We start from the raw sequence: 2,113 nt of genomic DNA on the forward strand, positions 1-2,113 counted from the left end.
CATTTCTCATAATAGTCCGAACAGGTCATAGGAAGGACAGAATCAACAGCACGACGAAAGGATTCGAATAGAGGAATGTTTTTCCTGGCTCTGTTTTTTATAGCAAACCAATGATGCTCAATTTTGTTGAAATCTGGAGAATAAGGCGGCAGATACAAACCATTTCTAATCCTCCAAAATTTTATTTTACCCGAAAAAACTCCTTTCTTTCTCTCCACTTTTTCTGGGTAAGGTCAGTCTGTCCAGGTTCCAAGATCGGTGTCAAAAATTGCTCAAACCATCCATTAAAAACATCCATATTACAGTGGCCTTCAAAGGTTAACGGAACAACTATCTTTCTTCCACTTAAGGCTGCAACCATACTGATTCGTTGAGTTTTCTTTCCAGATTTTAAGGCATAAAACCGCTGTCCTTTCTGGCAATATCCGTAGGGGTAGTCTTCGGTGTTATCAATGCCAGACTCATCTATATACACTAAGTTTTTAGGTTCTTTTGTCGCTATAATTTTCAAAAATTCAGCACGTTTTTCTTCGTTTCTTTCCTTGTATCCATATGTCTTTTTTTGCGCGTAAATCCAATTTTTTTAAGGGCTCGATAGATCGTTTGGATACTAACGTTGTTCCAAAGTTTATCCATTTCCGATAGAGTTCTCTAATTGCATGAAAGTCAATAATAATTTTTTGTATCATGAAAAATTGTCATAAGGTGCTACATCTGGAAATGCATTTGCCGCTGACTTTTTTTCGTTATATTTCTTCATCCATTTTCCTAATACACTATCCCTTATTCCTAGATCTCTTGCTACTTTTGCAACTGGTTGACCTACCTTTCTTTGTTCATTTGCCAGCTTAACAGCTTCCAATTTGAATTCTGCCGTATATTCTCTTGCCATTTCTAATCCTCCAAAATTTTATTTTACCCGAAAAAACTCCTTTCTTTCTCTCCACTTTTTCTGGGTAAGGTCAGTCTGTCCAGGTTCCAAGATCGGTGTCAAAAATTGCTCAAACCATCCATTAAAAACATCCATATTACAGTGGCCTTCAAAGGTTAACGGAACAACTATCTTTCTTCCACTTAAGGCTGCAACCATACTGATTCGTTGAGTTTTCTTTCCAGATTTTAAGGCATAAAACCGCTGTCCTTTCTGGCAATATCCGTAGGGGTAGTCTTCGGTGTTATCAATGCCAGACTCATCTATATACACTAAGTTTTTAGGTTCTTTTGTCGCTATAATTTTCAAAAATTCAGCACGTTTTTCTTCGTTTCTTTCCTTGTATCCATATGTCTTTTTTTGCGCGTAAATCCAATTTTTTTAAGGGCTCGATAGATCGTTTGGATACTAACGTTGTTCCAAAGTTTAGCCATTTCCGGTAGAGTTCTCTAATTGCATGAAAGTCAATAATAATTTTTTGTATCATGAAAAATATTTTTTGATATAAAATTCAGCTCTAATGCAACCTTTTATTTACTATTGTATTATCTTATTCAATCAAAAGGGGTTTTATTGGCAATAAAAACACCAGCACTAAATTTCTAATTAATCTCTTTTAAATTATGCAGCCAATGAATATGTGAATAAGTACGCTACACAAACTTAAAGTGCTTATTCACATATTCATTAGGCTTATAAAAATTAAAGTGTCATACTTTCGTCATCACCCTAATGATTTTACATTAGTTAAATTAGTATGCTTCCATGGTCCTCTCCGCGGTCTAACATGGCCAAAATTTTAATTTGCCAAGCCGCACTATACAACAATCCGCCTTCACCTGCCGTAAATGTCTTTCACGAAGTCTATGCTTCAACCTAAATTCTTGCTTATCCCTTCTATCGGCATTACTATCTTTACTTTCAGTAAAATTATTGTTTTATACTCCTTTAGCGTTTATTGATAACAAAATTCTGTTTTGTTAACCAACATCCTATGCATAATTACAGATAATTTTCTTGCTACAGCAATAATTGCTTTCTTCATACCCTTCTTTTTTGCAAGCTTTAATCCCCAGCTTCTTAATTTAAATGTCCTTTTACATTTTACCAGTAAGACTTGTGCAGCTTCATTCAACATATTCCTACATTCCACTGGCCCCATTTTTGATATACTTCCGTGTC

1 protein-coding gene and 4 pseudogenes are annotated in these 2,113 nt (G+C 35.2%); all 5 read right to left on the reverse strand.

The window, feature by feature from the left end; all coding sequences use genetic code 11:
• Positions 1-158 (reverse strand): annotated as a pseudogene (locus tag WGMM_RS07390) (transposase); the annotation flags it as partial.
• A 73-nt stretch (positions 159-231) separates the two neighbouring features.
• Positions 232-651 (reverse strand): annotated as a pseudogene (locus tag WGMM_RS07395) (transposase); the annotation flags it as partial.
• A 34-nt stretch (positions 652-685) separates the two neighbouring features.
• The gene (locus WGMM_RS07170; RefSeq protein WP_051599667.1) at positions 686-892 is read right to left on the reverse strand and encodes a transposase; all 207 of its coding nucleotides are present in this window, start codon (positions 890-892) and stop codon (positions 686-688) included.
• Between the two features lie 72 nt (positions 893-964).
• Positions 965-1,380 (reverse strand): annotated as a pseudogene (locus tag WGMM_RS05925) (transposase); the annotation flags it as partial.
• Positions 1,381-1,886: 506 nt separating this feature from the next.
• Positions 1,887-2,113, reverse strand: a pseudogene (locus tag WGMM_RS06950) (IS110 family transposase); the annotation flags it as partial.

The organism is Wolbachia endosymbiont of Glossina morsitans morsitans (assembly GCF_000689175.1).
Taxonomy (GTDB): domain Bacteria; phylum Pseudomonadota; class Alphaproteobacteria; order Rickettsiales; family Anaplasmataceae; genus Wolbachia; species Wolbachia pipientis.